Source organism: Streptomyces sp. NBC_01171, from assembly GCF_045039805.1.
In the GTDB taxonomy this organism is placed as follows: Bacteria; Actinomycetota; Actinomycetes; order Streptomycetales; family Streptomycetaceae; genus Streptomyces.
The window spans coordinates 4,818,136-4,843,430 of sequence record NZ_CP108609.1 but is presented as its reverse complement, the minus strand read 5'-3'; the positions used below and the strand labels follow the sequence as shown (position 1 = coordinate 4,843,430).

General features: G+C 70.7%; 23 protein-coding genes and 1 riboswitch. Of the genes, 5 read left to right on the top strand and 18 right to left on the bottom strand.

What is annotated here, in order from left to right; translation table 11 throughout:
• Positions 1-45 precede the first annotated feature (45 nt).
• Both OG448_RS22300 and OG448_RS22295 read right to left on the bottom strand, forming a co-directional pair.
• Positions 46-486, bottom strand: coding sequence for an SRPBCC family protein (locus tag OG448_RS22300; protein WP_030810292.1), 441 nt, complete (start codon positions 484-486; stop codon positions 46-48).
• 100 nt (positions 487-586) lie between these two features.
• Positions 587-1,384 carry a metallophosphoesterase gene (locus OG448_RS22295; protein WP_405556295.1) on the bottom strand — a complete coding sequence of 266 codons (798 nt, stop codon included), beginning with the start codon at positions 1,382-1,384 and terminating at the stop codon, positions 587-589.
• 251 nt (positions 1,385-1,635) lie between these two features.
• On the opposite strand from OG448_RS22295, the gene OG448_RS22290 reads away from it, so the two are divergent.
• Positions 1,636-3,444, top strand: a complete 1,809-nt coding sequence (locus OG448_RS22290; RefSeq protein ID WP_405556294.1) for an AMP-dependent synthetase/ligase — start codon at positions 1,636-1,638, stop codon at positions 3,442-3,444.
• Between the two features lie 50 nt (positions 3,445-3,494).
• Here the strand turns inward: OG448_RS22290 and OG448_RS22285 are convergent, their stop codons facing one another.
• Positions 3,495-4,637: a glycosyltransferase family 4 protein gene (locus tag OG448_RS22285; RefSeq protein WP_405556292.1), complete on the bottom strand. Its 1,143-nt coding sequence runs from the start codon at positions 4,635-4,637 to the stop codon at positions 3,495-3,497.
• Between the two features lie 128 nt (positions 4,638-4,765).
• Here OG448_RS22285 and OG448_RS22280 point away from each other — a divergent pair, with 128 nt between their 5' ends.
• Positions 4,766-6,001: a glycosyltransferase 87 family protein gene (locus OG448_RS22280; RefSeq protein WP_405556290.1), complete on the top strand. Its 1,236-nt coding sequence runs from the start codon at positions 4,766-4,768 to the stop codon at positions 5,999-6,001.
• Between the two features lie 3 nt (positions 6,002-6,004).
• Here the strand turns inward: OG448_RS22280 and OG448_RS22275 are convergent, their stop codons facing one another.
• The 5 genes from OG448_RS22275 to OG448_RS22255 form a co-directional block, all read right to left on the bottom strand.
• Complete coding sequence (locus OG448_RS22275; protein ID WP_405556289.1) at positions 6,005-7,192, bottom strand: hypothetical protein; 1,188 nt, start codon at positions 7,190-7,192, stop codon at positions 6,005-6,007.
• 29 nt (positions 7,193-7,221) lie between these two features.
• Positions 7,222-8,226, bottom strand: a complete 1,005-nt coding sequence (locus OG448_RS22270) for an NlpC/P60 family protein (protein ID WP_405556288.1) — start codon at positions 8,224-8,226, stop codon at positions 7,222-7,224.
• Between the two features lie 238 nt (positions 8,227-8,464).
• Positions 8,465-9,505 (bottom strand): NlpC/P60 family protein, encoded by a 1,041-nt coding sequence (locus tag OG448_RS22265; protein ID WP_405556286.1) that lies wholly within the window; start codon positions 9,503-9,505, stop codon positions 8,465-8,467.
• A 210-nt stretch (positions 9,506-9,715) separates the two neighbouring features.
• Positions 9,716-11,059, bottom strand: coding sequence for an NYN domain-containing protein (locus OG448_RS22260; protein ID WP_405556284.1), 1,344 nt, complete (start codon positions 11,057-11,059; stop codon positions 9,716-9,718).
• Positions 11,060-11,123: 64 nt separating this feature from the next.
• Complete coding sequence (locus OG448_RS22255; protein WP_391291467.1) at positions 11,124-11,363, bottom strand: hypothetical protein; 240 nt, start codon at positions 11,361-11,363, stop codon at positions 11,124-11,126.
• A 162-nt stretch (positions 11,364-11,525) separates the two neighbouring features.
• Here OG448_RS22255 and OG448_RS22250 point away from each other — a divergent pair, with 162 nt between their 5' ends.
• Both OG448_RS22250 and OG448_RS22245 read left to right on the top strand, forming a co-directional pair.
• The gene (locus OG448_RS22250) at positions 11,526-12,296 is read left to right on the top strand and encodes a rhomboid family intramembrane serine protease (protein WP_405556282.1); all 771 of its coding nucleotides are present in this window, start codon (positions 11,526-11,528) and stop codon (positions 12,294-12,296) included.
• Positions 12,293-12,574 (top strand): Lrp/AsnC family transcriptional regulator, encoded by a 282-nt coding sequence (locus OG448_RS22245; protein WP_031179902.1) that lies wholly within the window; start codon positions 12,293-12,295, stop codon positions 12,572-12,574. Before OG448_RS22250 ends, OG448_RS22245 begins: the two co-directional genes overlap by 4 nt.
• 192 nt (positions 12,575-12,766) lie before the next feature.
• Here the strand turns inward: OG448_RS22245 and OG448_RS22240 are convergent, their stop codons facing one another.
• The 6 genes from OG448_RS22240 to OG448_RS22215 form a co-directional block, all read right to left on the bottom strand.
• The gene (locus OG448_RS22240; RefSeq protein ID WP_405556280.1) at positions 12,767-14,122 is read right to left on the bottom strand and encodes an aminotransferase class V-fold PLP-dependent enzyme; all 1,356 of its coding nucleotides are present in this window, start codon (positions 14,120-14,122) and stop codon (positions 12,767-12,769) included.
• 170 nt (positions 14,123-14,292) lie between these two features.
• A riboswitch (SAM riboswitch) is annotated at positions 14,293-14,409 on the bottom strand.
• A 107-nt stretch (positions 14,410-14,516) separates the two neighbouring features.
• Positions 14,517-15,581 carry an anthranilate phosphoribosyltransferase gene (gene trpD, locus OG448_RS22235; RefSeq protein WP_405556278.1) on the bottom strand — a complete coding sequence of 355 codons (1,065 nt, stop codon included), beginning with the start codon at positions 15,579-15,581 and terminating at the stop codon, positions 14,517-14,519.
• 151 nt (positions 15,582-15,732) lie between these two features.
• Complete coding sequence (locus tag OG448_RS22230; protein WP_405556277.1) at positions 15,733-17,370, bottom strand: cytochrome bc complex cytochrome b subunit; 1,638 nt, start codon at positions 17,368-17,370, stop codon at positions 15,733-15,735.
• On the bottom strand, positions 17,367-18,425 hold the full coding sequence (locus tag OG448_RS22225; protein ID WP_405556275.1) for a Rieske 2Fe-2S domain-containing protein: 1,059 nt from the start codon (positions 18,423-18,425) through the stop codon (positions 17,367-17,369). Before OG448_RS22225 ends, OG448_RS22230 begins: the two co-directional genes overlap by 4 nt.
• Complete coding sequence (locus OG448_RS22220; protein WP_405556274.1) at positions 18,422-19,234, bottom strand: c-type cytochrome; 813 nt, start codon at positions 19,232-19,234, stop codon at positions 18,422-18,424. Before OG448_RS22220 ends, OG448_RS22225 begins: the two co-directional genes overlap by 4 nt.
• 60 nt (positions 19,235-19,294) lie before the next feature.
• The gene (locus tag OG448_RS22215; RefSeq protein WP_405556272.1) at positions 19,295-19,915 is read right to left on the bottom strand and encodes a heme-copper oxidase subunit III; all 621 of its coding nucleotides are present in this window, start codon (positions 19,913-19,915) and stop codon (positions 19,295-19,297) included.
• Positions 19,916-20,060: 145 nt separating this feature from the next.
• Here OG448_RS22215 and OG448_RS22210 point away from each other — a divergent pair, with 145 nt between their 5' ends.
• On the top strand, positions 20,061-20,462 hold the full coding sequence (locus OG448_RS22210; RefSeq protein WP_030810343.1) for a response regulator transcription factor: 402 nt from the start codon (positions 20,061-20,063) through the stop codon (positions 20,460-20,462).
• A 53-nt stretch (positions 20,463-20,515) separates the two neighbouring features.
• Here the strand turns inward: OG448_RS22210 and OG448_RS22205 are convergent, their stop codons facing one another.
• The 4 genes from OG448_RS22205 to coxB form a co-directional block, all read right to left on the bottom strand.
• Entirely contained in the window at positions 20,516-21,778 is a 1,263-nt protein-coding gene (locus tag OG448_RS22205; protein ID WP_405556270.1) for an Ig-like domain-containing protein, read from the bottom strand.
• Positions 21,779-21,910: 132 nt separating this feature from the next.
• Positions 21,911-22,309 carry a cytochrome c oxidase subunit 4 gene (locus OG448_RS22200; RefSeq protein WP_135790407.1) on the bottom strand — a complete coding sequence of 133 codons (399 nt, stop codon included), beginning with the start codon at positions 22,307-22,309 and terminating at the stop codon, positions 21,911-21,913.
• Positions 22,306-24,039 (bottom strand): cytochrome c oxidase subunit I, encoded by a 1,734-nt coding sequence (gene ctaD / locus OG448_RS22195; RefSeq protein ID WP_130334277.1) that lies wholly within the window; start codon positions 24,037-24,039, stop codon positions 22,306-22,308. The genes OG448_RS22200 and ctaD overlap by 4 nt, the downstream gene beginning before the upstream one ends.
• Positions 24,036-25,028, bottom strand: a complete 993-nt coding sequence (gene coxB / locus OG448_RS22190) for a cytochrome c oxidase subunit II (RefSeq protein ID WP_403384165.1) — start codon at positions 25,026-25,028, stop codon at positions 24,036-24,038. The genes ctaD and coxB overlap by 4 nt, the downstream gene beginning before the upstream one ends.
• Positions 25,029-25,295 lie beyond the last annotated feature (267 nt).

Here is a 25,295-nt window from a genome sequence, read left to right as displayed (position 1 = left end):
CGGAGCCGTACGGCAGTTGGTGCCCTCGGCGGGGAGGGCCCGGCGTCAGGAACCCGTCTCGACGCGCTTCTTCAGGCCGGCCAGGGCGCGGTCGATGATGACCTTCTCGGCCTTGCGCTTGATCATGCCGAGCATGGGGATCTTGACGTCGACCGTGAGGCGGTAGGTGACCTCGGTGGACCCGGCGCCCGCGGGCTTGAGCAGGTAGCTGCCGTCCAGGGAGCGGAGCATCTGGGACTTCACCAGGGTCCAGGAGACCTCGTGCTCGCCGGTCCAGGTGTAGGCGAGGGTCTGGTCGTCCTTGATGGCGCCCGCGTCCATGACGAGGCGGACCTCCTCGGCCCGTCCCCGGCCGTCGGTCTCCAGGACCTCGGCCTCCTTCACCTCGCCGGTCCAGTCCGGGTAGCGGGAGAAGTCGGCGATCACCGCCATGACATCGGCCGGGGCCGCCTCGATCGTGATGCTCGAACTGGTGTGTTCCGCCATCGCGGTGGCTCCTCCAGATGCGGCCGAAGAACGTTCTCTCACGCGCGGGGTGCGCACGTGTGTGCAGCGTGAAGGCTACCGCGCCGCCCCCGGCCCGCCATCACCACTCCAGCGCCCACGGCCTGCCGGTCCCGGCGAAGTGCCCCACGTTCACGCACTCGGTCGCGCCGATCCGCATCCGGCGGGCGAGCGGCTGGTGGACATGGCCGAACAGGGAGTAACGCGGCCGGGTGCGCCGGATGGCGGCCAGCAGGGCCCGGCTGCCGCGCTCGAAGCGGCGGGCGACGGTGTCGTAGACGAGTTCGGGCACCTCGGGCGGGATGTGGGTGCACAGCACGTCGACCTCGCCGACGGCCTCGATCTTCGCCGCGTACTCCTCGTCGTCGATCTCGTACGGGGTGCGCATCGGGGTGCGCAGGCCGCCGCCGACGAAGCCGAAGACGCGGCCGCCGATCTCCACCCGCTCGCCGTCCAGCACGGTGGTGCCGGGCCCGGCGTACTCGCGCCAGAGGGGCGGCATGTCGACGTTGCCGTAGGTGGCGTAGGTCGGGGTGGGGAAGGCGGCGAACATCTCGGCGTACTGGCGGCGTACCGCCTGCTCGATCGCGGCGTCCCGGTCGGTGCCGATCCCCGACCACAGCTTCCGCCCGAAGGCGCGCGCCTCCTCGAAGCGGCGGGCGGTGCGCAGCTCGACGATCCGGTCGGCGTTCTCCGCGCCGAACAGGTCGGGGAAGATCCCGCGCGAGTGGTCGGCGTAGTCGAGGAAGAGGACGAGGTCACCGAGGCAGATCAGCGCGTCGGCGCCCTCCCCGGCACGCGCGAGATCACGGGCGTTCCCGTGCACGTCGCTGATCACGTGTACGCGGGTCCGGGTGCCGCGGGCGGGTGTGGAAGCCATGGCGATCAAGGGTAGAGGTGTGCGGTCTACGTGAACAGTCGCCCGTCTGGCCTGCGGTTACTCGCCCGTTGGTCAAGAGGTGGACTACTGTGCGCCCAAGCGGGTTATCCCGTGTGACGCAGCGAACATCTGGCACGGACCCCCTGTCCCAGAGGTCATACCGGCGGGTAACGTCCGGGCAGTCCGGTCGTGCTCCGGAGAACACCCCGGCATGCGGGACCCCCGAGCACCCGCCCCGAGGAGCAGCAGTTTTGCGCGAGTTCAGCCTTCCGGCTTTGTACGAGGTCCCCGCCGACGGCAACCTGACGGACATCGTCCGCAGAAACGCCGCTCAGCACCCGGACGTCGCCGTCATCGCCCGCAAGGTGGGCGGCGCCTGGCAGGACGTGACGGCCCGGCAGTTCCTCACCGAGGTGCACGCCGCCGCCAAGGGCCTGATCGCCGCCGGTGTGCAGCCGGGCGACCGGGTCGGCCTGATGTCCCGCACCCGCTACGAGTGGACCCTGCTGGACTTCGCCATCTGGAGCGCGGGCGCGGTCACCGTGCCGGTGTACGAGACCAGTTCGCCGGAGCAGGTCCGCTGGATCCTCTCCGACTCGGGCGCGACCGCCGCCTTCGTGGAGCTGGACGGCCACGCGGCCGCCGTGGACTCGGTGCGCGAGTCGCTGCCGGCGCTGAAGCACGTGTGGCAGATCGAGGCCGGTGGCCTGGAGGAGCTGACGCGGCTCGGGCAGGACGTCTCCGACGCGACGGTCGCGGAGCGCGGCTCCCTCGCCAAGGCGGACGACCCGGCGACCATCGTCTACACCAGCGGCACCACCGGCCGCCCCAAGGGCTGTGTGCTGACCCACCGCAGCTTCTTCGCGGAGTGCGGCAACATCGTGGAGCGGCTGCGCCCGCTGTTCCGTACCGGTGAGTGCTCGGTGCTGCTCTTCCTGCCGCTGGCCCACGTCTTCGGGCGGCTGGTGCAGGTCGCGCCGATGATGGCGCCGATCAAGCTGGGCTGCGTCCCGGACATCAAGAACCTCACCGACGAGCTGTCCGCGTTCCGGCCGACGCTGATCCTGGGCGTCCCGCGCGTCTTCGAGAAGGTCTACAACTCCGCCCGCGCCAAGGCGCAGGCCGACGGCAAGGGCGCGATCTTCGACAAGGCCGCGGACGTGGCCATCGCCTACAGCAGGGCGCTGGACACCCCGGCGGGCCCGTCGCTGAAGCTGAAGCTGAAGCACAAGGTGTTCGACAAGCTGGTCTACGGCAAGCTGCGGGCGGTGCTCGGCGGCCGGGGCGAGTACGCGATCTCGGGCGGCGCCCCGCTGGGCGAGCGGCTCGGCCACTTCTTCCGGGGCATCGGCTTCTCGGTGCTGGAGGGCTACGGCCTGACCGAGTCCTGCGCGGCGACGGCGTTCAACCCGTGGGACCGGCAGAAGATCGGCACGGTCGGCCAGCCGCTGCCCGGCTCGGTCGTGCGGATAGCGGACGACGGCGAGGTGTTGCTGCACGGCGAGCACCTGTTCAAGGAGTACTGGAACAACCCGGCCGCGACCGCCGAGGCGCTGGCCGACGGCTGGTTCCACACCGGGGACATCGGCACCCTGGACGAGGACGGCTACCTCCGGATCACCGGCCGCAAGAAGGAGATCATCGTCACGGCGGGCGGCAAGAACGTCGCCCCGGCCGTGATCGAGGACCGCATCCGGGCGCACGCGCTGGTCGCGGAGTGCATGGTGGTGGGCGACGGGCGGCCGTTCGTGGGCGCGCTGGTCACCATCGACGAGGAGTTCCTGGGCCGTTGGGCCGCCGAGCACGGCAAGCCCGCCGGTTCCACGGCGGATTCGCTGCGCGAGGACCCGGAGCTGAACGCGGCGATCCAGGCGGCCGTGGACGACGGCAACGCGGCGGTGTCCAAGGCGGAGTCGGTGCGCAAGTTCCGCATCCTGCCGATCCAGTTCACCGAGGAGTCGGGCCACCTCACGCCCTCGCTGAAGCTGAAGCGGAACGTGGTGGCCAAGGACTACGCGGCCGACATCGAGGCCCTCTACGCCAAGCAGACCGCCTCCTGACGAACCATCACAGAAGAGAGCGGCGCCGGGGGTTCCCCGGCGCCGCTTCGTCAGAGCAGCACCTTCAGCCGTTCGGCCAGCAGGTCCCAGCGCCACTTCTCCTCGACCCACTGCCGGCCGCGCTCGCCCATGCGGCGACGCAGCCCCTCGTCGGCGAGGAGGGCGGTGATCCGCTCGGCGGCCTCGGCGGGTTCGCCGCCCCGGACCACCCAGCCGGTCTCGCCGTCCAGCACGGCGTCCGGGGCGCCCCCGGAGTCACCGGCGACCACGGGCAGCCCGGTCGCGGACGCCTCCAGGTAGACGATGCCGAGCCCCTCCACGTCCAGCCCCCCGCGCCGGGTGCGGCACGGCATGGCGAACACGTCTCCGGCGCCGAAGTGCGCGGGCAGCTCGGCCCAGGGCACGGCCCCGGTGAACCGTACGGAGTCCGCGACGCCGGTCTCGGCGGCCAGGCGGCGCAGGTCGGCCTCGTAGGGGCCGCCGCCCACGATCAGCAGCACGGCGTCCGGCTCGGCGGCGAGGATCCGCGGCATGGCCCGGATCAGGGTGTCCTGGCCCTTCCTCGGCACCAGCCGGGAGACGCACACCACGACCGGCCGGTCGGTGAGCCCGAGCCGGGCGCGCACCTCGTCCCCGCCGGAGCCGGGGTGGAAGGTCTTCTCGTCCACGCCGGGCGGCAGTTGGACCATGCGTCCGGCCGCCTGAGGGGTGAGCGCGGCGGCGATCCGGGACCGGGTGTACTCGCCGAGGTAGGTGAGGGTGTCCGTGGACTCGCCGATCCGGCGCAGCAGCCCGCGGGCGCCGGGCAACTGGGCCCAGCCCGCCTCGTGACCGTGGGTGGTGGCCACCAGCCGCTCGGCGCCGGCCTGGCGCAGTGCCGGTGCCATCAGCCCGAGCGGCGCCGCCGCCCCGAACCACACCGAGGTGCAGCCGTGCTCCCGCAGCAGCCCCACCGCCCGCCGGGTCGCCGCCGGGGTGGGCAGCAGCATGGTCGTACGGTCCCGTACGACGGTGAAGGGCTGCTCGGCGTCGAAGGCGGCGGTCGCCTCGGCGCCCTCCCGGCCGCGCTTCCAGGTGGAGGCGTAGACGACGATCCGGTCCGGCTCCAGGCGCAGCGCCATGTTGTGCAGGAACGCCTGGATGCCGCCGGGGCGGGGCGGAAAGTCGTTGGTCACGATCAGGGTCTTGTGCATCGCCGCCGACCCTACCGGGTGGCCCGCCGGGGGCCGGGCCGGGCGGAGTCTGTGGCAGGGACACGGCCGTAAAGGACATCATGAGTCTTCCGACGCGCACGACACACGACCGAACGGCAGGGGATCACGTGGACACGAAGGGCGCCGGACGGTCCCTGGCGTGGCTCGCGGCGGTGTGGGGGGCGAGCCGTGCCGTGCTGCTGCTGACCGTGTTCAAGGTGATCACGGTCGCGGGCCCGGACGTCACCTCGGACGTGTCGGTGATCTACCGCGGCTGGTACGAGGTCCTGCGTCAGGGCACGTTTCCGCTGGACGACGTGACCTGGCAGTACCCGCCCGCGGCGGCGCTGGCGGTCCTCTCCCCCGGCCTGCTGCCGTTCCTGGACTACACGGACGCGTTCTTCGTCCTGGCCTGCGTCACCGACCTCGCCGTGCTCTGCCTGCTGGTGCGCTACGGCCGGAAGCCGGGGCGGTCGCCGCGCGGGGCCTGGCTGTGGACGGCGGCCGTCCCGCTGCTCGGGCCCACGGTGTACGCGCGCTACGACGTGATGGTGACCGCCCTGGCCGTGGCCGCGCTGCTGGTGGCGGCCCGGCATCCGCGCGCGTTCGGGGTGCTGACCGCGCTCGGCGCGATGGTGAAGGTGTGGCCGGCGCTGCTGCTGACGGGCTCCTTCCGGCGCCGTCCGTGGGCGTCGGCGGCGGTGACGGCATCCGGGCTCGCGGCACTGTTCGCGGTGTCGATGCCGGGCGCGTTCGCCTTCCTGACCTTCCAGCGGGACCGGGGCACCGAGGTGGAGTCGCTGGGCGCGCTGGTCTTCCATGTGGCCCGGCACTTCGGCTGGGAGGGCCAGGTGCTGCTCAACTACGGCTCGATCGAGTTCCTGGGCCCGTGGGTCGGGGTGGTGAGCACGGCGGCGCTGGTGCTCACCGGGGCCGCGTTCGGCTGGCTGGTGCTGTGGCGGCTGCGGGTGGCGCGGACCGACGAACTGACGCTCGCGGAGGCCGCGTTCACGGCGGTGCTGCTGTTCACGGTGACCAGCCGGGTGATCAGCCCGCAGTACCTGGTGTGGCTGATCGGCCTGGCCGCGGTGTGCCTGGCCCACCGCGCGACCCGGATGACCGCGCCCGCGCTGATGGTGGCCGTGGCATCCCTGGTCACGGTGCTGGAGTTCCCGCTCGGCTTCATCCACGTGGTGACGAGCGACTGGTACGGCGTGACGCTGATGGTCGTACGCAACGGCCTGCTGGTCGCCGCCTCCCTCTCGGCGGCCCGCCGCCTGTGGCGCTCCACCGTGTCCCCGGCGCCCGCCGCGGCCGCCCCGGCCGCGGCGGACCGCGCCGACGAGTCGCCCGTCTCCCCCTGAGGCTCAGCCCAGTTGGTCCCGTACGTAGTCCTGCCACCGGGCGGTGAACTGCTCCGGGGTGGTGTCCAGCACCTCCTTCAGCGCCCCCTCGACCGCGCCCGCCCGGGTGCGGTGGGCGCCGACGGCCCGGTAGAAGGCGCGCAGCTCCTCCTCGCCCCAGCGCTCGGCGATCATCCGGCAGGCCAGCCAGCCCGACTCGTAGGAGCGGGCGAGCCCCGCCGGGTCGCCGGTGAAGCCGAAGTCCCGGTCGGCGGGGAGCGCGTCCGGCACGTGCCCGTCCGCGACGGCGCGGGTCAGTTCGGGGGCGACCTCGGCGGGGGTGCGGGCGGTGCCGAGGTAGCCGGTCCAGTCGGCGTACCCCTCGGACAGCCAGAGCGGGGTGGCGGCGGTGGTCGCGGAGCGGGTGGCGACATGGGTGGTCTCGTGGGTGAGCACGACCTGTTTGCCCAGGTCACCGAGGGCCGCGTACGCCTCCGGGTTGACCACCACCCGGTCGGCGGGGGCCCGCCCGGCGCCCGGTGTCTCGGCGGTGGTGACGGCGGCGATGCCCCGGTACTGGGCGGCGGGCGAGCCGAGCAGCGCGGCCATGCCGTCCAGCGAACGCGGCACCAGCACGACCACCCGCCGGGCCCAGTGGGCGCCCCAGGCGCGGGAGACGGCCGGTACGGCGCGGTCGGCGAGCCGGGCGTAGCCGCGCAGCTCACCGGTGCTCTGCCCGGTGCCCAGCACCAGGCTGTGCGCGCCGGGGACGGCGCTGACCGGGCCCTGGTCCCAGAGCTGCTGCCCGGCGCCCTGCGCGGGTCCCTCGGCGGCGACGTACCAGCCGCCGTCGGCGGTGTGGCTCAGGGTGAGGGTGCGGCGGGCGGTGACGGGCGCGGTGTCCTGCCCGGCGACCCGGTAGCTCAGCTCGGCGTCCGCGCTGGTGCCGTCCGGGCGCAGCGAGGTGATCCGGTAGGCCCAGGAGGCCAGTGGGAGGGCCCGGAGCCGGGTGTAGGGGGTGCGGGTGCCGGTGGTGGCGTACGCGGCCTCGTCGTGGCCGAGCAGGGCGGTGGCCCGGCGGTCGAGCACCCGCTGCACCTCGGCGCGGGCGCCGGTGTCCGGGGCCCGGTGGCCGCATCCGGAGAACGCCGGCAGGAGCAGCAGGCAGAGTCCCGCCGCCGCTGCTCGCCACGCTCCGTCCCGGCCGGCCACCGTCCGATCGTACGGGGTGCGGCGAGGGCTCAGGGCCGGGTCACCGCGGAGATCGGGAGCATGCCGACCCGGTCGTAGCGCACCGCCGCGCCGGGGTGGGGCGCGTGGATCACCTGGCCGTTGCCGACGTACATGGCCACATGGCTGGCGTCGGAGCGGTAGATCACCAGGTCGCCGGGGCGGGCCTGGGAGAGCGGGACCTGGTGTCCGGCGTTGCGCTGGGCCTGCGAGGTGCGCGGGAGCTGGACGCCCGCCCTGGCGTACGACCACTGCATCAGGCCTGAACAGTCGAAGCCGGAGGGTCCGTTGGCGCCCCACACATAGGGCCGGCCCAGCGCGGAGCGGGCGGCGGCGAGCGCGGCGGCGGCACGGGGGTCGAGGTCGCCGAGGCCGGTGAGGTCGGGGCGGCCGGAACGGGAGGACCGGTTGTAGTCGGCGCGGTCGGCGGCGGACAGGGAGTCGAAGAGGCGCCGGGCGCGGGTGAGGCGCTCCCGTACGTTCCGCTTGTGGGCGGCGACCGCCTTGCGGCTGCGCTCCAGGTCGCCGAGCTTGGCCTCCGCCTCGGCCCGCTCCTGGGCGAGGTCGCGCAACGTGCCGCTCAGCTCGCGCAGTTGTCCGGCCTGGCGGGTGTCGATGCGGTCGACGACGGACGCCTTGTCGAGGTAGTCGTCGGGGTCGGCGGAGAAGAGCAGGGCGACGGCCGGGTCGATGCCGCCGGAGCGGTACTCGGCACCGGCGAGCGAACCCAGCCGCTCCCGCAGGGAGTTGACCCGCTGCTGGGTGCGGGCGATGTGGTCCTGGGCGTCGCGGACCTCGTGGCGGAGCTTGTCGGCACGCTCGTCGGCCCGGTCGTAGTCCTCGGTGGCGCGCTCGGCCTGGGCGTAGAGCCGGTCCAGTTCGGCGCGGGCGCCGTCCCGGGGTGCCGCGTGGGCGGCGGGTACGGCGCCGAGGGCGGCGGCCGCGGCCGACAGCACGCACAGGGCGGCTGCGCCCCGGTCGCATCCGGATGTTGCGGGACGGCGATGGGACGCCACGGTGGTCCTTCCCCTGGACGACGGGAATCGTCCCCCCGGCGCGCGGACGGGCGGGGGCCCTCGGTGCCGGGGAAACGCGCCAGACAGTAGCCGCAGCGGCACCCGCCGGCCAACGACCGCCGTGCGCACACACGGTGACGCCCCGACGCCGACGCAGGTCAGCGGCGGGGCGCCAGGGGTCGCGCGGTGCCGTGATTCGCCCGTTCGGGCGGGTGTGGCGAGGAGACCGGAGCCGGTGTCAGACGCGGACGCCGAACATGAACGGGCCGCCGATGGTGCTCATGGACTCGTAGCGGACGACCGTGCCGGTGCGCGGGGCGTGCAGGATCTGGCCGTTGCCCGCGTAGAGACCGACGTGGTGGATGTCGTTGAAGAAGAAGACGAGGTCGCCGACCTGGAGGTCGCTCGTGGAGTAGATCCGGGTGCCGATGTTGGCCTGCGCCTCGGAGGTGCGCGGGATGGAGACACCGGCCTGGGCGTAGGCCCAGGAGGTCAGACCGGAGCAGTCGTACGAGGAGGGGCCGGTGGCGCCGTAGACGTACGGGGTGCCGATCTTGCTCTGGGCGGCGGAGAACGCGGCTCCGGCGCGGCCGGAGGCGGGGACGGCGTTGCCGAGCTGGACGCGCTCGCTGGAGGAGCGGTCGGCACGCTGCTGCTCGGCGGCGAGGGCCTGCTTCTCCTTGGCGGTCAGGGTGTTGAGCAGGCGCTGCGCCTCGCCCAGCTTGCCCTGGACCTCCTGCTTCTTCTTGCCCAGCTCGGTGCGGGTGGCGGCGAGGTCCTTGAGCTTCTCGGTGGCCTCGGCGCGGTCCTGGGCGAGTTCGCGCTGCTTGTCCTGGATCTTTCTCAGCGCCTCGACCTGCTGGCCGCTCAACTGGTCGAGCGTGGACGCCTTGTCGAGGTAGTCGTCCGGGTCGGCGGAGAGGAAGAGCTGGACCGAGGGGTCGATGCCGCCACTGCGGTACTGGGCGGTGGCGAGCGAACCGAGGCCGTCGCGCAGCTTGTTGAGGTCCTGCTGGCCGCGGGCGACGTTGTCCTGGATCGTGGAGATCTCCTTCTGGAGCTTCTCCTGCTTCTCCTTGGCGCCGTTGTACTTCTCGGTGGCCTGCTCGGCCTGCTCGTAGAGCTTGTCGACCTGCGCCTTGACCTCGGTCTTTCCGGGCTTCTCGCTCGGGGCCGCGTTGGCCGCGTTCGCGCTCAGCGCGACGGCGGCGGCCGCCGCGGTGGTCAGCACGGTGACACGCGTGCGACTCGGCTGCTTGGGTCGACGATGGGACGCCACTGAGGACGAACTCCTTCTTGTGAGTGATCACCCGCTCGGAGGTTCGAACCGACCCTAGTGACCCAGTTGTGATCAGTTCAAATCCTCACAGCAAAAAATCCAGTCCCTCGCTGCATATTTTGCACTCAACGCACCACACGTGACGTCGGGTTGACTCTCCGTACCCCACAGACGCCCTCAATCCGGTCATGCGGCACGTCCGTTGGGCGTTCAGGACAGTCGCTTGAGAAGTACCGCAGAGGCCACCGGGCGCGCGCCGGCGCGTGCGACACCGTCCGCCACCTCGCGGTCGGTGGAGGCCACGATGACCGGCCGGCCCGGCGGTTCGGCGCGGACGAGCTGGCGGATCAGCTCGTCCGCCGTCACGCCCGGCTTGGAGAACAGCACCCGCACCCCGCGCGGCGGCGCGAGCAGTACCGGTGCGGCCAGTTCGGCGCCGTCGAAGACACAGGTGACCTCGGCGCCGGTCTGCGCGGCGAGCGCGGAGAGCTGGCCGAGCAGTCTGAGCCGCTGCTTCTCCAGCGGCATCTGCGGATAGCCGGTCTTGGTGACGTTGTAGCCGTCGACCACCAGATGGGCCTGCGGCAGCGCGAGCAACTGGTCGAGGATGGCCGGGTCGTGCTCGGACAGGGCGCGGGCGGCGATGTCCTTGGGGGTCATCCGGCCCGGCTCCACCGCGTCCACGGTCTCCGCCGGACGCACCGACACCGGCGGCAGGGCGAGTTCGCGGCGCAGCCCTTGAGCCGCCTCCAGCACGGTGTCGAGCAGCAGCCGTACCCGCATGTCCTCCACGCTGCGGCCCTCGCGGACCGCGCGGCGGGTCGCCTCCAGCGCGGCCTCCGACTCGCCGAGGCGGGTCTTGAGCCGGCGGGACTCGCTCTCGGCGGCGGAGACGGCCGCCTGGCCCTCGGCCCGCGCGGACTCGGTCTCGGCACGCTCCTTGCGCAGCGCGGCCTCTCCGCGCTTGACGTCGCTCAGGGCCGAGCGCAGCTTGCGGTGCAGTGCGTCGGCCTCCTTCTTGGCCGCGTCCAGCTCGGCGCGCAGCCGGGCGGTCTCGGCGCGGGTGTGCTCGCGGGCCCGCTCCAGCTCCTCGCGCAGCTTCTCCAGCTCGGCGCGGCTCTCCTCGTCCACGCGCTCGGCGTCGGCGCGCTGGGCCTCCTCGCCGGCCGCGGCGACCAGCTTGGCCCAGCCCGGCGGGCGCAGCACATAGGCGGCGGCCGCGACGTCGAGGGGGTCGGCGGCCGGGGGCGGCGCGCCCGCTTCCAGCGCGCCGCACAGCTCGGGCTGGGTCTCCTTGTAGCGCTCGCCGATCCGCTGCCGGAAGAGGCGTTCCGTCTCCAGCGCGGCGGCCATCGCGTTCCCGGCGAACTTGGCCCGCCGGTTCGGCGCGAACCGGGCGTACTGCCTCAGAGGAGCGGGCAGTTCGGCCATGGTCAGGGCACCGAAGGCGTCCGAGACGATTCCCACGACCCGGCGGCGCACGCCGTCGGGCAGCGGACGGTCAAGCACCTCGGCGGTGCCGTCCTCCGGCCCCCCGCCCGCGGTCTCCACCATCCGTCACACCCCAATGCCCGACATGCCCGACCCATCCGTCCGATCCCGCGCGGACCGCTCCGCCTCAGGAGGCGGCGCCCGGCCTGTCCACGAGTTCCACCTGGTCCACCGCGTTGCACCAGCGGCAACGGACCGACTCGATGGTCTCACTGACCACCTCGCGTTCCTCGACGGACGGCTCCCCGGCCAGGTCGAGGTGGACGTACTCGACGACCTTGGAGGAACGGGTCACGTCGAACCGGGTGAGGTTGCCGCACAGGGTGCAGCGCCAGCGTGTCGTGGCGGTCGGCGGAGGAACCGTCATGGCGCAGCTCGCTTCCTTCTCGTCGCGTCCGGCGGACTTCGGCGCGCCGGGTCCGGCGCGTGTGGCCGTAACCCTACGGCCTGCCGGGTGTTCGCCGCCCGCCTGTCCGAAGCGGCGAGGCGGTCTGTACCGGTGCGTCCGGTTACGTCATGCTCTGTATTCATGATCAGAGAGTGGAGCACGACCGCCGCCCGGACCGTCAGGGCGGTCCGGGGCACCCCCGCGCCGCTGACGTACGGCCTCATCGCCCTGTGCTGCCTGATCTTCCTGCTGGGCCCGGCCTCCGGTTTCACCCACACGTACGGCACCGGGGACGCGCTGCTCGCGGCGCAGCGGGCGTACTTCCGGCACTGGGGGGTGATCCCGGCCGGTCTCTTCGCGGAGCCGGTGCGCGACGCGCTCACCCCGGTGACCGCGCTGTTCGTGCACGGGAGCTGGGTGCATCTGCTCGGCAACATGCTGTTCCTCTTCGTCTTCGGCGTGCTCACCGAGGAACGGATGGGCCGCGTCGAGTTCGCCCTCTTCTACGTCGGCTGCGGCTACCTCGCCCTGCTCGGGTACGCGCTGGCCAACGCGGACTCCGAGCAGTCCCTGGTCGGCGCCTCGGGGGCCATCTCCGCGGTCCTCGGCGCCTTCCTCCACCTCTTTCCGCGGGCCCGTGTCACCAGTCTCCTCCCGTTCCTCTTCTTCCTCCCGCTGCGCTTCCCGGCCTGGGTGGTGCTGCCCTTCTGGGCGGGCCTCCAGTGGTACGCGGCGGGCCGCGCGCCCGAGGGTCCCGGCGTCGCCTACCTCGCCCATGTGATCGGCTTCTGCCTGGGCTTCGGCTACGCCTGGCTGCGGTACGGCAGGAAGCAGCGCGCGAACGACCGGCCGGGCGAGGCTAGAGTTGAGCCCGCCCCGGCTACGGCGTCCAAGGGAGAGAACCAGCCGTGATCACCGCGATCGTCCTGATCAAGACCAGCGTGGACCGGATTCCGGAGATCGCCGAGCAGATCGCCGCGCTGGAGAGCGTGAGCGAGGTCTTCTCCGTCACCGGCACCTACGACCTGATCGCCATGGTCCGCGTGGCCCGCCACGAGGACCTCGCCGAGGTCATCCCCGGCCGCATCAGCAAGATCCAGGGCGTGGAGGGCACCGACACCCACGTCGCCTTCCGCACCTACTCCCAGCACGACCTGGAAGCCGCCTTCGCCATCGGCCTCGACAGCTAGCCCCTCCGGGGGCGGCGCCGCGAAGTCCCACCCGGCGCCGCCAGGGTCCTGGGCGCTGCGGCCGGACGACCGGGCCCGTCGCCAGGCCGACGGCGGCGGGCGGCCGCTTCGGGGCATCCGCCGGGCCGCCCTTCCCCCCATCGAGCCGACGCCGTCCGACCGGGTCGAGCCCCGGGCCGCCGGAACCGCGCCTCAGCTCTCCGGGACGCAGCGGCCGTTTTCCGTGCGGTAGGTCCAGCGGGCGCCGCGGGTGACCAGTTCGCGCAGGGCCGTCACGAAGCGGGTGACGTGCTCGTCCGGGGTGCCCGCGCCGAAGCTGACGCGGACGGCGTTCAGGGTGCCGGTGCCGCAGCCGGCCTGCTCGGCGGCGGCCGTGCCGAGAAGGGCGTGCACCAGGGGGTGGGCGCAGAAGAGGCCGTCGCGGACGCCGATGCCGTACTCGGCGGAGAGCGCGGCGGCGAGGTGGGAGCTGTTCCAGCCCTCCACCACGAAGGAGAGGACGCCCACGCGCGGGGCGTCGTCGCCGAACAGGGAGAGCACCCGCACCCCGGGCACCTCGGCGAGGCCGGCCTGGAGCAGCCCGAGCAGGTGCCGCTCACGGGCGGCCAGCGCCTCAGGGCCTGCCTCGGTGAGCGCCCGGCAGGCCGAGGCGATCGAGTAGGCGCCGATGACGTTGGGGGAACCCGCCTCGTGCCGGGCGGCGCCCTCGTGCCACTCCACCTCCACGCGGCCGTCGGCCCGCCGGGCCACCGTGCGGCTGGCGCCGCCGCCCGCGAGGTACGGCTCGGCAGCCGAGAGCCAGTCGGCCCGCCCGGCGAGCACCCCGGAGCCGAAGGGCGCGTACAGCTTGTGCCCGGAGAACGCGATCCAGTCGACGTCCAGCTCGCGCACACTCACCGGCTGGTGCGGCACCAACTGGGCGGCGTCCAGCACGATCCGCGCCCCGGACGCGTGCGCGGCGGCCGCCAGTTCGCGCACCGGCCACAGCTCGCCGGTGACATTGGAGGCGCCGGTGACGCAGACCAGCGCGGGGCGCGCGGTGTCCCGGGCGGCGAGGGCCCGCTCCAGCGTGCGCACGGCCCCGGCGGCACTGCGCGGGGCGTCCAGGAAGGTCACGTCGGCCTCGCGCCAGGGCAGCAGCGCGGCGTGGTGCTCGGTCTCGAAGACGTACACCTCGCACCCGGCGGGCAGCGCGCGGGCCAGCAGGTTCAGCGAGTCCGTGGTGGACCGGGTGAAGACCACCTGGTCGTCGCCCCGGCAGTCGAGGAACTCCGCGACCGTGCGGCGGGCGTTCTCGAACAGCTCGGTGGAGAGCTGCGAGAGATGCCCGGCGCCCCGGTGCACGCTGCCGTAGTAGGGGGCGTAGGCGGCGACGTCGTCCCAGACCCGCTGGAGCGCGGGGGCGCTGGCGGCGTAGTCGAGCGCGGCGTAGCCGACCTCTCCCCCGGTGACGAGCGGCACGGCGACGTCCCGGCCGAGCACCGGCAGCGGGGCGGGCACGGCTTCGGTCGCGGCGGGGGCGGGGGCGAAGGCGGTGGAGACGGACATGGCTGAACTCCCGTGAGGCAGGCCGGAGTCACCGCGCGCAGGGCATGCGTACGCGGCGCCGGAGGAAGAGTGAAAGGGGGTGTGCGGAGGCGGGGCTCGGCGGCCCTAGCGCATTCGCTTGCTCACGGAAAAAAGCTCCCTCGTACGACCAGGACCCCTGGTTCTCGAGGGGTCCGCGCTTGCCGTAGACCTTCTGGGCTACGGCCTGGTCCTCACCCGGAGCACCCCGCCACGGACGGAGGGTTGCCGGACAGCCGGCCGGGGCCGCATGGCTGTCGCTCATGACCTGATCAGGAAGCTAGCCGGACGGTGCGCGCGGCGCAACCGGCGTCCGGATGCCGAAACGCCGGCGCGGCGGAGAGCAACCGCTCCCCGCCGCGCCGAAAAACACCACTTACCGGTTGCTGGCAGCCACCCAGCGCTCCAGCGTGCGCGCCGCCGCCCCGGAGTCGATGGACTCGGCAGCTCTCGCCATGCCCGCCCGGAGCTGGTCCGCCAGCGGCTCCTCCGTCGGGTCCAGCGCCACCAGCGCGGCCGCCGAGTTCAGCAGCACCGCGTCCCGCACCGGCCCGCGCTGGCCCTCCAGCACCTGCCGGGCCACCATCGCGTTGTACGCCGGGTCGCCGCCGCGCAGCGCCTCCACCGGCACCAGCTCGATGCCGACGTCACGCGGGTTGAAGACCTCCTCGGTGACCTTGCCGTCGCGCACGATCCACACCCGCGAGGGCGAGGTCGTGGTCAGCTCGTCCAGTCCGTCCTCGCCCCGGAAGACCAGCGAGGAGTTGCCGCGCTCGGCGAAGACGCCCGCGACGATCGGCGCCATGGCCAGGTTCGCCACGCCCACCGCCTGGGACCGCACCCGCGCCGGGTTGGTCAGCGGACCGATCACATTGAAGACCGTACGGATGCCGAGCTGGCCGCGCGCGGCGCCGACATGACGCAGCGCCGGGTGGAACTTGACCGCGAAGCAGAAGGTGATCCCCGCCTCCTCCGCGACCTCCGCCACCCGCTTCGGCGTCAGCTCCAGGTTGACGCCGAGCCGCTCCAGCACGTCCGAGGAACCGGAGGCCGAGGACGCGGCCCGGTTGCCGTGCTTGATGACCTTCGCGCCGGTGCCGGCGACCACGATGGAGGACATCGTGGAGATGTTCACCGTCTTGGCGCCGTCCCCGCCGGTGCCGACGATGTCCACGGTCCGGCCGGGCACCTCGATCACGTTGGCGTGGTCGTACATCGCCCGGACGATCCCGGTGATCTCCTCGACCGTCTCGCCCTTGGCCCGCAGCGCCACCAGGAAGCCCGCGATCTGGGCGTCCGTGGCCTCGCCGCGCATGATCCGGTTCATCGCCCAGGCGGTGGCGTCGGCGCTCTGGTCCCGGCCCTCCAGCAGGGCGTTCAGTACCTCGGGCCAGGAACGGCCCGCCGCGGTGTCGCCTCCAGCGGGGGTCACAGCGCTCATCAGGCCGCTCCTGGGTGTGTGTGAGGAAGATCAGGTGTTCCGGGGCACGCGGGGTGCCCGCTCCCACCCTATCCAGCCCGAACAGGGCGAAGGGCCCCGCCGGTGTTCCGGACGGGGCCCTTCGGCCGTGGCGTGGCGACGCGCGCGGGGATCAGTGGTGGCCGTGGCCGCTCGTGATCTCCTTGTACTCGTCGACGGTCGGCTTGGGGATCTGGTTGTCCTTGCCGTAGTAGGCGTTGGACAGCTTGACCCGCAGCCGCTCGGTGGGCTTCACCTTGCGCTCGACCCCGTTCTCGTCGACCGTGGGGCCGATCTCGGCGGGCTCGTACTGGTGGTGCGCCGTCAGGGTGTGGAGCTGCTCCTGGCTGAGCGGCTCGTGCACCTCGATGAACTCACCGTGCGGCAGGCGCTTGATGATGCCGGTCTCGCGGCCGTGCAGCACCTTGTCCTTGTCCCGGCGCTGGAGGCCGAGGCAGATCCGCTTGGTGGCGATGAACGCGATCACCGGTCCGGCGAAGAAGAAGATCCGGACGAACCAGGTGACCTGGTTGATCGACAGGTGGAAGTGGGTGGCCCACAGGTCGTTGCCACCGCCCACCAGACCGATCATGTACACCGTGACCCAGGCGACGCCGAACGCGGTACGCGTCGGGGCGTTGCGCGGGCGGTCCAGGATGTGGTGCTCGTTCTTGTCACCGGTGACCCAGGACTCGATGAACGGGTAGACCGCGATGGCCATCAGCACGACACCGAACAGGATCAGCGGGATGAACACGCCCAGGACCAGCGTGTGGCCCCAGAAGTTGATCTCCCAGCCCGGCATGTAGCGGACCAGACCCTCGGCGAAGCCCATGTACCAGTCGGGCTGGGCGCCGGTGGAGACCTGGTCGGGCCGGTAGGGGCCCATCGCCCAGATCGGGTTGATCTGGGTGACCGCCGCGATGGCCGCGATGACACCGAAGACCAGGAAGAAGAAGCCTCCGGCCTTGGCCATGTACACCGGCAGCAGCGGCATGCCGACGACGTTGGTCTCCTTCTTCCCCGGACCCGCGAACTGCGTGTGCTTGTGGTAGAAGACCAGGATCAGGTGCGCCACCATCAGGCCGAGCATGATGCCCGGCAGCAGCAGGATGTGGATCGAGTAGAACCGGGCCACGAAGTCGTGGCCGGGGAACTCCCCGCCGAAGAGGAAGAACGAGATGTACGTGCCGACGATCGGCATGGACAGGATCGCGCCCTCGGTGAAGCGCACACCGGTGCCGGAGAGCAGGTCGTCCGGGAGCGAGTAACCGGTGAAACCGGTGAACATGCCGAGGACGAACAGCAGGAAGCCGAACAGCCAGTTGACCTCACGCGGCTTGCGGAACGCGCCGGTGAAGAACACGCGCATCATGTGCACGAACATGCCCGCGAGGAAGATCAGCGCGGCCCAGTGGTGGATCTGCCGGATGAGCAGACCACCGCGCACATCGAAGGAGATGTGCAGGGTCGAGTTGAACGCCTCCGACATGAGCTGTCCCTGGAGCGGGACGTAACTGCCGTGGTACTCCACCTCGTTCATCGACGGGTGGAAGAACAGCGTCAGGTACACACCGGTCAGGATGATGATGAGGAAGCTGTACATGCAGACTTCGCCCAGCATGAACGACCAGTGGTCCGGGAAGACCTTGCGCATGTTGGCCTTGGCCAGGGAGAAGATCCCCAGCCGGCCGTCCGCCCAGTCGGCGATGCGCTCGCCGGCCGGCGCCTTCCCGCGAGAGCGGGGGGCTTCGTTCGCTTCAGTACTCATCCGCGCTCCCAGAATGCAGGACCGACGGGCTCCGCGAAGTCGCCGAGCGCCTCGAGGTAGCCCTCGTCGTTCACACCGATGCGGAGCTGCGGCAGGGCGTGACCGGCGGGGCCGAAGATCACTCGGGCACCGTCGGAGAGGTCGAAGGTGGACTGGTGGCACGGGCAGAGCACGTGGTGCGTCTGCTGCTCGTACAGGGAGATCGGGCAGCCCACGTGGGTGCAGATCTTCGAGAACGCGACGATGCCCTCGTGGGACCAGGCCAGTTCCTGCTTGTCCTTGATGTCGTTCGGCTGGAGCCGGACGATCATCAGGGCGGCCTTGGCGATCTGGTCCTGGAAGTCCTCGTCCTTCTCCTCCAGGCCCTCGGGCTTGGCGAAGGTCAGCGAGCCGACGGCCACGTCCTCGGGACGCAGCGGCTCGTTGGTGTTGACGTTGACGAGGAGCTTGCCCTTCGCCCACAGCGTGTGGCGGAGCGAGTTGTGCGGCAGCGGGCCGAGGTCGCGCAGCAGCATCACGCCGGAGAGCGGCACCAGGGCGAGCGCGCCGAACATCGTGTTGCGGATCAGCTTGCGACGGCCGATGCCGGACTCGGCGGCTCCCTGGCGGAAGTCGTCGAAGACCTGTGCGCGGACCGTGGGGTCCGCCGCGATCGGGTGGCGCTCGGCCACCATCTCGACGTCGGACATCAGGGTGCGCGCCCAGTGGACGGCGCCCGCGCCGATGCAGAACAGCGCCACACCGAGGGTCAGGCCCAGCGCGAAGTTGAGCGCGCTGATGTGCCCGATCGGGAAGACGAAGATCGACTGGTCGTGCGGGATCGTCACGTACGACGCGATGAAGCCGAGGGTGGCCAGCATCGAGATCGTGAACAGCAGGGCGACCGCGCGCTCGGACCGCTTGGCGGCCCGCTCGTCGATGTCCTGCGCACGGTGCTCGTGCGGCGGCATACCCGGATCGGCGAACGGCGTCTCTTCGTCCGCGACGCTCACCGAGCCGTGCGGGTGGTCCTGCGCGGCGGGCAGGTTCTCTTCTGGAATGTCTTGGCTACTCATGACTTCTTGGCCTTTGCGGTCCGAGCGGCGACCCAGACGGCGACCGCGATCAGCGCGCCGAGGCCGAAGATCCAGGCGAACAGGCCCTCACTGACCGGGCCGAGTCCGCCCAGCTCAAGGCCGCCGGGGTTCTCGGTCTCGCTGCTGTTGACCGCGTTCAGGTACGCGATGATGTCCTTCTTGTTCTTCTCCGTCATGGTGGTGTCGGGGAAGGACGGCATGTTCTGCGGGCCGGTCTGCATGGCCTCGTAGATGTGCTTGGGCGCGACGTCCTCGAGGCTCGGCGCGTACTTGCCCTTGGTGAGGGCACCACCCTTGCCGGTGAAGTTGTGGCACTGCGCGCAGTTGGTGCGGAACAGCTCGCCACCCGCGGCGATGTCCGCGCCGTCCTTGGAGTACTGCTCCTTGGTCGGCACGTTCGGGCCGGCGCCCAGCGACGCGACGTACGCGGCGAGCTGGTCGATCTGGGCCTGGTTGTAGATCGGCTTCTTGGCCGGGATCTGGGCCATCTGCGAGCTGGAGGCGGGCATCCGGCCGGTGCCGACCTGGAAGTCGACCGCGGCGGCGCCGACGCCGACCAGGCTCGGGCCGTCGGAGGAGCCCTGGCCACCGGTGCCGTGGCAGCTTGCGCAGCCGACCTCGTAGAGCTTCTGGCCCTCCTTGATGGTCAGGGACTGGGAGGTTTCATCGGCCTGCGCCTTGCCCGCGGGCGCGAACGCGGCGTACAGCCCCCCAGTGGCCGCCAGCGCGAGGAGTAGTACGACGACCGCCGCCAGCGGATGGCGTCGTCGTGCGGAGAGCTTTTTCACGGATTACCCCGGTGTCAGGATCTTCTGCGTCGGTGCTTCTGGATGTGCGGGCGGTGCCCGCTACTTGATCAAGTAGATCGTGGCGAAGAGGCCGATCCAGACCACATCGACGAAGTGCCAGTAGTAGGACACGACGATGGCGGCGGTCGCCTGCTCGTGAGTGAACCTCTTGGCCGCGTAGGTGCGGCCGAGGACCAGCAGGAAGGCGATGAGTCCGCCCGTCACGTGCAGGCCGTGGAAGCCGGTGGTCAGGTAGAACACGGAGCCGTAGACGTCGGAGGACAGCGAGATGCCGTCCTTCTTCACCAGTTCCGTGTACTCGAAGATCTGTCCGCCGATGAAGATCGCACCCATCACGAAGGTGACGATGAACCACCCGCGGAGCTTCTTCACGTCCCCGCGCTCGGCGGCGAACACGCCGAGCTGGCAGGTCAGGGAGGAGAGCACCAGGATCGTGGTGTTCGTCGCGGAGAAGGGCACATTCAGCGCGTGCGCCATCTCCTTCCAGTGATCCAGTCCGGTCACCGATCGAGCGGTGAAGTACATCGCGAAGAGGGCCGCGAAGAACATCAGCTCGGAACTCAGCCAAATGATGGTTCCGACGCTGGTGAGGTTCGGCCGGTTGACCGACGGGTGCGCGTGCCCGGTATCTGCTGTCGTTGCTGTCGCCACGACCGACATTATGTCGGTCGCTTATCTCGCCCTCACTCCGGGGGTGCCGTTCGGAGTGTCTTCGCCTGTCGTACCGGTGTTGACGTGCTGTCCGGGGGAGTAACATCCGGCCCGGAATGGCCCGTCCGTAAGACGCCGACGTCTCGGAGGAAGCATGCAGCCGACCGCCACTGTGCTGGTGTACAGCGACGACTCCAACACCCGCGAACAGGTACGGCTCGCCGCCGGGCGCCGGCCGGCTCCGGACGTGCCGCTGGTGGAGTTCGTGGAGTGCGCCACGCCCGAGGCCGTGGTGCGCGAGGTGGACCGGGGCGGCATCGACGTCTGCGTGCTGGACGGCGAGGCGGTACCCATGGGCGGCATGGGGGTCTGCCGCCAGATCAAGGACGAAGTCTTCGGCGCTCCCCCGGTGTTGCTGCTCATGGGCCGTCCCCAGGACGCCTGGCTGGCGACCTGGAGCCGGGCCGACGCGGCGGTGACGCTGCCGGTCGACCCGATGGAGTTCGCGGAGGCCCTGGCCTCCCTGCTGCGCCGCAAGCGCCTCCAGAACGCCTAGGACGGCCCGCTGAAGGGGTGCGGGGACCCGTCCGGCTCCCGCACCCCGGAGCGTCATGCGGCGGCGGGGCGCAGGCGTACGGAGTCCTTGGGCGCCGACCCGTTCTGGGCGGCCCCGGTGAGGGCGGTGCCGGCGCTCCATTTCTTCCAGTCCAGGTTCCAGTCACCGAAGCCGTTGCCGAAGTCCTCCATGGCGTGGCCGCCCGAGTTGACGACCTTGACGACGTCGCCGGCGCGGACGTGGTCGAAGAACCACTCGGCGTTCCCGGTGCTCATGCCGGTGCAGCCGTGGCTGACGTTGGCGTAGCCCTGGGAGCCGACCGACCAGGGCGCGGCGTGCACGTACTCACCCGACCAGGTGACGCGAGTGGCGTAGTACACCGGCAGGTCGTAGGAGTCGGAGCTGCCCTCGGCGATGCCGACGGTGGTACCGCGCATCCGTACGAAGTACTGCTTCTCCAGGACGACCTTGACGCCGTTGCGGGTCTCGAAGCCGGGCTTGCCGGTGGTGACCGGGATGGTGTTGATCACCTCACCGTTCTTGTAGAACGTGAGCTGGTGGGTGGCGGCGTCGGTGATGGCCTCCACCTTGTCCCCGATGGTGATCTTCAGGGGTTTGCTCTTGCCACCGCGGAGCCGGTCGGTGATCTTGATCCCGTCGAGGTTGCTGTGCACCTGGACGGTGGCGTGGGCGGGCCAGTACTCCTTGGGCCGGTAGTGGAGTTCCTTGTCGCTGACCCAGTACCAGGAACCCTGCACGGCCGGTACGGAGTCCACCCGCAGCCCGCTCTCCACCACGGCGCGCTGGGCCTGGTCCTTGACCGGCTGGTCGAGGTTGGCGGTGATGGGCTGTCCGACGCCGTACTCCCCCGCCTCGGGCCCGAAGGTGACACCGAGGCTCTTCTTGCTCGCCGTCTTGGTGGTGTCGAAGTTCAGGATCTTGCGGCCGGGGGCGCCGTCCTCGTCCTCGGTGCTCACGCGGACCGTGTAATGGGCGTTGGCGGCCAGCGGGGAGGTGCTGTGCCAGCGCCCGCCGTCGGCTGCGAGTTCGCCCGCCACATAGCGCCCTGTGGCGTCCATGGCGGTGACGTCGGTGATCCGGCCCTCGCCGCTCTTCAGCGTGACCTCGAGGGGCTTGTCCGGATCGGCCTGCTTCGCCTTGTCGGTGGGCGCGTTGAAGACGATCTGGTCGGCCGCGTCGTACGGCTTGGACGACAGGGCATTGCCGTCCGAGCCGCAGCCGGTGACGCCCGCGCCGAGGGCGGCCACCAGCATGGCGGAGCTGACCACGGTGCGGGTCCGCGCAGTGTGATTCATATGATCACGCTATGAGACGAAGACCTCACCGGCTCGGCACGTAACCCGTATGAGCGACGGACACTGCGGCAAACGGAGGAGCCCGGACCCTCCTGATGGAGTGTCCGGGCTCCCGCCGTGTCGTGCGCTGTGTTACTGGGTGCGGTTCTCACCGCGGTAGTACTCGAACACCCAGCCGAAGAGACCGATGGCGATCAGGGGTGCCGAGAAGTACAGCAACCACCAGCCGACCGCGATGCCGAGGAAGGCCAGCGCGCCGCCGACCGCCAGGGACAGCGGCTGCCAGCTGTGCGGGCTGAAGAAGCCCAGCTCGCCCGCGCCGTCCGCGACATCGGCCTCCTTGTCGTCCTGCGCGCCCGCGTCGACCCGCCGGGCGGTGAAGCCCAGGTAGAAGCCGATCATGATGCACAGGCCGAAGGCCAGGAAGAGCGCCGTGGTACCGGCCGGCTCCTTCGACCACACGCCGTACACGACGGCCATGACCAGGACGAAGATGCTCAGCCAGAAGAACATCCGACCTTGGATCTTCACTTGCCGGCCTCCTTGCTGCCCGCGATGGCGGCGCCGTGACCGGCGTGCTCAAGCTGCTCCAGCGCGGCGATCTCGGGGTGGTGCAGGTCGAACGCCGGGGATTCGCTGCGAATCCGCGGCAGGGTGAGGAAGTTGTGGCGAGGCGGCGGGCAGGAGGTCGCCCACTCCAGCGAACGGCCGTAGCCCCACGGGTCGTCCACCTCGACCGGCTTGCCGTACTTGGCGGTCTTCCACACGTTGTAGAGGAACGGCAGGATCGACAGGCCGAGCAGGAACGAGGCAATCGTGGAGACCGTGTTCAGCGCGGTGAAGCCGTCGGCCGCCAGGTAGTCGGCGTACCGGCGCGGCATGCCCTCGGCGCCCAGCCAGTGCTGGACCAGGAAGGTGCCGTGGAAGCCGATGAACAGCGTCCAGAAGGTGATCTTGCCGAGGCGCTCGTCCAGCATCTTGCCGGTGAACTTCGGCCACCAGAAGTGGAAGCCGGCGAACATCGCGAAGACCACGGTGCCGAAGACCACGTAGTGGAAGTGCGCCACCACGAAGTACGAGTCCGAGACGTGGAAGTCCATCGGCGGCGAGGCCAGGATGACACCGGTCAGACCACCGAAGACGAAGGTGATCAGGAAGCCGGTCGTCCAGAGCATCGGTGTCTCGAAGGACAGCGAGCCCTTCCACATCGTGCCGATCCAGTTGAAGAACTTCACACCGGTCGGGACCGCGATGAGGAACGTCATGAAGGAGAAGAACGGCAGCAGCACACCGCCGGTGACGTACATGTGGTGCGCCCACACGGTCACGGACAGACCGGCGATGCCGATCGTGGCCGCGATCAGGCCCATGTAGCCGAACATCGGCTTGCGCGAGAACACCGGGATGATCTCGGAGATGATGCCGAAGAACGGCAGCGCGATGATGTACACCTCTGGATGGCCGAAGAACCAGAAGAGGTGTTGCCATAGCAGGGCCCCGCCATTGGCGGCGTCGAAGATATGGGCACCGAACTTGCGGTCCGCCTCCAGGGCGAACAGCGCGGCGGCCAGCACCGGGAAGGCCAGCAGGACCAGCACACCGGTCAGCAGCACGTTCCACACGAAGATCGGCATGCGGAACATCGTCATGCCCGGAGCGCGCATGCAGATGATCGTGGTGATGAAGTTGACCGAGCCGAGGATCGTGCCGAAGCCGGAGAAGGCCAGACCCATGATCCACATGTCGGCACCGACACCCGGCGAGCGGACCGCGTCCGACAGCGGGGAGTAGGCGAACCAGCCGAAGTCGGCCGCGCCCTGCGGGGTGAGGAAGCCACCCACGGCGATGGTCGAGCCGAACAGGTAGAGCCAGTAGGCGAACATGTTCAGCCGCGGGAACGCCACGTCGGGCGCGCCGATCTGGAGCGGCATGATCCAGTTGGCGAAACCGGCGAACAGCGGCGTCGCGAACATCAGCAGCATCACGGTGCCGTGCATCGTGAACGCCTGGTTGAACTGCTCGTTGGAGATGATCTGCATGCCCGGGCGCGCCAGCTCGGCACGCATGAGCAGCGCCATCACGCCACCGATGAGGAAGAACGCGAACGACGTCGCCAGATACAGCGTGCCGATCGTCTTGTGGTCAGTGGTCGTCAGCCACTTGATCACGACGTTGCCGGGCTGCTTGCGCCGGATCAACAACTCGTTGTCGTTCGAGTCCTCGGTCGCGCCGGCACCCTGGGGTTCGTTGAGGATGCTCACAGGTTGTTCGTCTCCCGGTTCTTCTCGTGGCTCGTCTGCGCGATGCCGGCGGGAATGTAACCGGTCTGCCCCTTCTTGGCGAGGTCCTTGAGGTGCTGCTCGTACCGCTCGGGGGAGACGACCTTCACGTTGAACAGCATCCGGGAGTGGTCGACGCCGCAGAGCTCCGCGCACTTGCCCATGAAGGTGCCCTCCTTGTTGGGAGTCACCTGGAAGGCGTTGGTGTGGCCCGGAATGACGTCCTGCTTCATCAGGAAGGGCACGACCCAGAAGTCGTGGATGACGTCACGCGAGGTCAGCACGAAGCGGACCGTCTTGCCCTTGGGCAGCCACAGCGTCGGGCCGGGGTTGCCGGTCTGCGGGTTCCGCGTACCCGGCGTACCGACGTCGTAGACGCCACCGGCGTTGGCCGGGAACTGGTCCACGAACCGCGTGGGGATGGCCGCGAGGTTCGGGTCCTTCTTGGCGTCACCGGTGGAACCCGGCACGTTCTCGATGTAGTTGAAGCCCCAGCTCCACTGGAAGCCGACCACGTTGACCGTGACGTCCGGCTTCTTCTCCAGGCTGAGGAGCTTCGATTCGTCCCGCGCGGTGAAGTAGAAGAGCACCGAGACGATGATGATCGGAACCACCGTGTACAGCGCCTCGATGGGCATGTTGTACCGCGTCTGCGGCGGAACCTCGACCTTGGTGCGGCTGCGCCGGTGGAACATGGCGCTCCACAGGATCAGGCCCCACACCAGCACGCCGGTAGCGAGCGCGGCGGCCCACGAGCCCTGCCACAGGGAGAGGATGCGGGGAGCCTCTTCCGTGGTCGGGGTGGGCATGCCAAGGCGGGGGAAGTCCTTGTATGTGCAACCGGTCGCGGTCGCAAGGACCAGGCCCGCGGTCAGTGCCTGGAGCAGCTTCCGCCGCGTCGCGCGCCGCGGCTTGGGGGTACCGCCCACGCCTTTCGGGCGAAGGGGGAGGTCGGAGCCGTTGGGACTCACGTAGCGCCTTCCCGAGAGTCTCGCCCGCGCGGTCGGCTGCGGCCTTCTCGCTGGTCGGTCGCCGCCCTGCGTCGGGCAGGGGTTTGGATGTTTATGCGGACCAAACCCTAGCCGACGGTCTCCGACGGTTCGCGGGGAGGGGGGCATACGCGTCGCCGGGTCGTTCTGAGGGGTGTTGCTGGGGGGCCAATCGCCGTTGTTGTGTCGGTTTGGGGGTTTGTGCCGCGCCGTTGTGGCTTGTCGCGCCCCGCGGCGGAGCCGCAGATG

Excerpts from the sequence above, each read along its gene's own strand:
- OG448_RS22300 (WP_030810292.1), bottom strand. The coding sequence starts at position 486 with ATGGCGGAACACACCAGTTCGAGCATCACGATCGAGGCGGCCCCGGCC.
- OG448_RS22295 (WP_405556295.1), bottom strand. The coding sequence starts at position 1,384 with ATGGCTTCCACACCCGCCCGCGGCACCCGGACCCGCGTACACGTGATC.
- OG448_RS22285 (WP_405556292.1), bottom strand. The coding sequence starts at position 4,637 with ATGCACAAGACCCTGATCGTGACCAACGACTTTCCGCCCCGCCCCGGC.
- OG448_RS22260 (WP_405556284.1), bottom strand. The coding sequence starts at position 11,059 with ATGGTGGAGACCGCGGGCGGGGGGCCGGAGGACGGCACCGCCGAGGTG.
- OG448_RS22255 (WP_391291467.1), bottom strand. The coding sequence starts at position 11,363 with ATGACGGTTCCTCCGCCGACCGCCACGACACGCTGGCGCTGCACCCTG.
- OG448_RS22250 (WP_405556282.1), top strand. The coding sequence starts at position 11,526 with ATGATCAGAGAGTGGAGCACGACCGCCGCCCGGACCGTCAGGGCGGTC.
- OG448_RS22240 (WP_405556280.1), bottom strand. The coding sequence starts at position 14,122 with ATGTCCGTCTCCACCGCCTTCGCCCCCGCCCCCGCCGCGACCGAAGCC.
- trpD (WP_405556278.1), bottom strand. The coding sequence starts at position 15,581 with ATGAGCGCTGTGACCCCCGCTGGAGGCGACACCGCGGCGGGCCGTTCC.
- OG448_RS22230 (WP_405556277.1), bottom strand. The coding sequence starts at position 17,370 with ATGAGTACTGAAGCGAACGAAGCCCCCCGCTCTCGCGGGAAGGCGCCG.
- OG448_RS22225 (WP_405556275.1), bottom strand. The coding sequence starts at position 18,425 with ATGAGTAGCCAAGACATTCCAGAAGAGAACCTGCCCGCCGCGCAGGAC.
- OG448_RS22215 (WP_405556272.1), bottom strand. The coding sequence starts at position 19,915 with ATGTCGGTCGTGGCGACAGCAACGACAGCAGATACCGGGCACGCGCAC.
- OG448_RS22210 (WP_030810343.1), top strand. The coding sequence starts at position 20,061 with ATGCAGCCGACCGCCACTGTGCTGGTGTACAGCGACGACTCCAACACC.
- OG448_RS22205 (WP_405556270.1), bottom strand. The coding sequence starts at position 21,778 with ATGAATCACACTGCGCGGACCCGCACCGTGGTCAGCTCCGCCATGCTG.